Here is a 3,927-nt window from a genome sequence, read left to right as displayed (position 1 = left end):
CGGCGGCCGCCGCGGCGATCCTGGCCCGCGCCAAGGCCAAGGCCGCGCAGCGAGGCGGCCAATGAGCGCGACCGCGAGCACGGGCGCAAGCCCGCCTGCGCGGCGCGGACGCCTGCTGAGCAAGGACGAGATCCACGAGCTGTTCTCGCGCCTGTCCGAACTCAACCCCAGCCCGACCACCGAGCTGGAATACGACAGCCCGTTCGAACTGCTGATCGCGGTGATCCTCTCGGCGCAGGCCACCGACGTCGGCGTCAACAAGGCCACGCGGCGCCTGTATCCGGTGGCGAACACGCCGGCCGCGATCCTGGCGCTGGGCGAGGACGGGCTGAAGCGCTACATCTCCACCATCGGCCTGTTCAACGCCAAGGCCAAGAACGTCATCGCCACCTGCCGCATCCTGGTCGAGCAGCACGGCGGCGAGGTGCCGCGCTCGCGCGCCGCGCTGGAAGCGCTGCCCGGGGTCGGCCGCAAGACCGCCAACGTGGTGCTCAACACCGCCTTCGGCGAACCGACCATGGCGGTGGACACGCACATCTTCCGCGTCGCCAACCGCACCGGGCTGGCCCCGGGCAAGGACGTGCGCGCAGTCGAAGATTCGCTGCTCAAGCGGGTGCCGGCGCAGTTCCTGCACGACGCGCACCACTGGCTGATCCTGCACGGCCGCTACGTGTGCAAGGCGCGCAAGCCCGACTGTCCGCAGTGCGCGATCCGCGACCTGTGCCGGTACAAGGACAAGACGCTGGGTTGAGCGGCGTGCCGCGGCGCCGGCCGGTACAGCGCCGGGGATGTCGGCTTGGGCAACTTGCGCGGCGCATGTCGTCCGCCGCTGCGCCCGTCGCGGTTGAAACCGCTTCTCCAGTTCTCCACGAGAGGCCACCTGGCCGCTGTAGCAGCGACTATCGTCCACGGTCGTCGACGCGAACCGTGAAAGGCACCCCGGCCCGCACCCCATCGCGCGCGCCTCGGCGATCGCGCCGCAAAAAAAGAAAGGCGGCGCAATGCGCCGCCTTTCGTACAACCTGCGGGAATCTCCGCGAATCAGAACGACAGGTCGCCCCAGACGCCGAATTCCTTGGTTTCCACGTCGGTCTTCTTGCTGGCGTTGTCCTGGTGCGTGTACTTGTACACGGTGGCCAGCTTCAGGTTCTTCAGCACCGGGAACTCGACGCCGACGTTCCAGTACTTGTCGGCCAGGGTCGGGTCGATGGTCTTGCTCAGGTCGGTCTTGTCGTAGCGGGCGAAGGCGTTGATGCCGCCATCGGTCAGCGCCACGCTGCCCCACACCGACCAGCCGCTGGACTTGTCGGTGGCCGGGGTCAGCACGTTGTTGAGGTTCTTGGCCTGGAAGTACTCGCCGCCCAGACGGAAGTTGGAATCGGCGTAGGCGACCATCGCATCGGCGCGGGTGTAGTCGTGCTGCGCGTCGAGGATGTCGGTTTCCTTGCCCAGCTTGCCCGAGTAGGCACCGACGGCGATGGCCAGGTTCTGCATCGGCATGTAGGCGACGCGGCCTTCCACGTCCATGCCCTTGCCGCGGGTCGGGTTCTTGTAGCCGGCGCCGTTGACCACCGACATCGCGTAGTTGACCTGCGAGCCCAGGTCGCCGAAGGCGTGCAGGCCCCAGTCGGAGGAGTTGGCGTACTTCAGGCGGTCGGTCAGGGTGTTCTCGACGTAGCGGTAGCCGTAGAACTTCTCGACGAACGGCACCCACGGCATGTCGGCGGCACCGATGCGCAGGGCGAAGGCGTCGTCGAACTTGCCCTGCACGTAGGCCTTCTTCACGAACAGCTGGGTGTTGGACAGCGCCGAGCTGTACTGGAAGTCGGTGGTCAGGTTGGCCGACCAGATCTCGTTGAAGCTGTGGTCGACGGTCAGGTAGAAGCGCTTGACGTCCAGACCGGTGCCGCTGGCGGCGGTCTTGGCGCCGCCGCTGGTGCGGTCGATGTTGGTCAGGTCGAAGAACATACGGCCGCCGATCTTGTTGTCGTTGACCAGCTTGGCGAGCTTGTCGACCTTGGCGGCGCTGGCCTGCGCCGTTTCGGTCGCCTGGGCCTGCACGACATTCACTTCCGACTGCGCGTCGGACTGCGCCTGCAGGGCTTCCGACTGCGCCTGCAGCTGCTGGACCTGGGTCTGCAGCGCTTCGATCTGGGCCTGCAGCTGCTGCAGCTGGGCAGCGCTGACGGCGGGCGGGTTGCTGCTGGCCTTGGCCTTCGCCGCGAACGCCTGCGGCGCCGACGCGAGGCCGAGGCTGGCGAGGATCGCCGTGGCGAGAAGATGGGAACGCATTAGAATCTCTCCGATGGGTGGTGGCAGGGTGGTATGGGTGCGGTGCGGCCCCAGTGCGATGGCCCGACCATTTGTAAAGATTCCGTCAAAGACATGACGGTTTTGAGTCAGCTTCGTTTCGAAACGAAGGCAGCCCCGTCCGGGAAGGCTGTCACCGGACTGACATCTGATTTTCTTCAGACGTTCATGAAAAAGTCTTGGAATGCAGCCGATGCCGGCCGGGGTGCCGGCATTCCACCTATTTCAGGAGTTCTCCCGATGCGTTCCCTCAAGCTCCGACTGCTGGCAGCCGCCGCGGTCGCTACGTTTTCGCTCGCGGCGCAAGCCACCGATGTCACTGGCGCAGGCTCCAGCTTCGTCTACCCGGTGCTGTCGAAGTGGTCGGCTGCCTATGCTGAGAAAAGCGGCAACCGCGTCAACTACCAGTCGATCGGTTCCGGCGGCGGCATCGCGCAGATCCAGGCGGCCACGGTCGATTTCGGCGCCTCCGACAAGCCGCTGAGCGGCGCGGATCTGGAAAAGTTCGGCCTGGGCCAGTTCCCGGTCGTGATCGGCGGCATCGTGCCGGTGTTCAACGTGGCGGGCGTGGCCCCGGGTGCGATGAAGCTCGACGGCACCGTGCTGGCCAACATCTTCCTCGGCAAGATCACCAAGTGGAACGACCCGGCGATCGCCGCGCTGAACCCGGGCCTGACCCTGCCCGACCTGAAGATCACCATCGTGCACCGCTCCGACGGTTCGGGCACCAGCTTCAACTTCACCAACTACCTGTCCAAGGTCAGCCCGGAGTGGAAGAGCAAGGTCGGTGAAGGCACCGCCGTGCAGTGGCCGGCCGGCATCGGCGGCAAGGGCAACGAGGGCGTGGCCGCCTACGTCAAGCAGATCCGCGGCGGCATCGGCTATGTCGAGTACGCCTACGCGCTGCAGAACAAGCTCAGCTACGCCGGCATGAAGAACGCCGCCGGCCGTTTCGTGATGCCGGACGACAAGACCTTCTCCGCTGCCGCCGCCACCGCGGACTGGAAGTCGGCCAAGGACTTCAACCTGATCATGACCAACGCGCCGGGCCAGGACGCGTGGCCGATCACCGCCACCACCTGGGCCATCATGTACAAGAAGGCCAAGAAGCCGGCGTCGTCGAAGGCCGCGCTGGACTTCTTCAAGTGGTCGTTCGAGCAGGGCCAGCCGCAGGCCAAGGCGCTGGACTACGTGCCGCTGCCGGAGCCGCTGGTCAAGCAGATCGAAGCCTACTGGGCGCAGAACATGAAGTAAGCCGGCGTCTCGCCCGTCCGGCGCTCGCGCGCCGGCACGGCGATGTCCCGAAGGCGCGGACCGCAGGGTCCGCGTCTTTTTTTGTCCCCGCTGGCGGAGCCGTGCGCAGGCCCAGGGGGGCACGCCGCCCTGCCCTGCCACGGTTCCGGAAGGCGGCGCGAGCGCCGCATCCGGTGAGGGCGTCCGCCAACCAGTCCGCAAGTCATCTCGCTGTAACAAAAATATCATTTCATAGCGAGCATCCGCCGGATGTCCCGGCGCTCTTCGCTACGGAGTGACCCCCATGAAACTGCAGCCGGCGCGCATTGCCGTCCTGTCCCTCGCCCTGGCCTTCGCCGTCACCGCCTGCCAGCCCGGCAACGG

The 3,927-nt window shown here is 66.5% G+C and carries 3 protein-coding genes; 2 read left to right on the top strand and 1 reads right to left on the bottom strand.

Features of this window, described 5'->3' with window-relative positions; all coding sequences use genetic code 11:
- Nucleotides 1-61: 61 nt before the first annotated feature.
- Nucleotides 62-751 (top strand): endonuclease III, encoded by a 690-nt coding sequence (gene nth / locus D180_RS13160; protein ID WP_017913150.1) that lies wholly within the window; start codon nucleotides 62-64, stop codon nucleotides 749-751.
- 290 nt (nucleotides 752-1,041) lie between these two features.
- Here nth and D180_RS13155 read toward each other — a convergent pair whose 3' ends face one another.
- Nucleotides 1,042-2,292: a porin gene (locus D180_RS13155; protein WP_017910158.1), complete on the bottom strand. Its 1,251-nt coding sequence runs from the start codon at nucleotides 2,290-2,292 to the stop codon at nucleotides 1,042-1,044.
- Nucleotides 2,293-2,550: 258 nt separating this feature from the next.
- On the opposite strand from D180_RS13155, the gene pstS reads away from it, so the two are divergent.
- Nucleotides 2,551-3,564 (top strand): phosphate ABC transporter substrate-binding protein PstS, encoded by a 1,014-nt coding sequence (gene pstS / locus D180_RS13150; protein WP_017910159.1) that lies wholly within the window; start codon nucleotides 2,551-2,553, stop codon nucleotides 3,562-3,564.
- Nucleotides 3,565-3,927 lie beyond the last annotated feature (363 nt).

The organism is Xanthomonas sp. SHU 166, assembly GCF_000364685.1.
Classification (GTDB): domain Bacteria; phylum Pseudomonadota; class Gammaproteobacteria; order Xanthomonadales; family Xanthomonadaceae; genus Xanthomonas_A; species Xanthomonas_A sontii.
The sequence above is the reverse complement of the archived record's forward strand: the minus strand, read 5'-3'. Positions and strand labels throughout refer to the sequence as shown.

What these genes read in the sequence shown, in the direction of transcription:
- nth (WP_017913150.1), top strand. Translation starts at nt 62, where the DNA reads ATGAGCGCGACCGCGAGCACGGGCGCAAGCCCGCCTGCGCGGCGCGGA.
- D180_RS13155 (WP_017910158.1), bottom strand. Translation starts at nt 2,292, where the DNA reads ATGCGTTCCCATCTTCTCGCCACGGCGATCCTCGCCAGCCTCGGCCTC.
- pstS (WP_017910159.1), top strand. Translation starts at nt 2,551, where the DNA reads ATGCGTTCCCTCAAGCTCCGACTGCTGGCAGCCGCCGCGGTCGCTACG.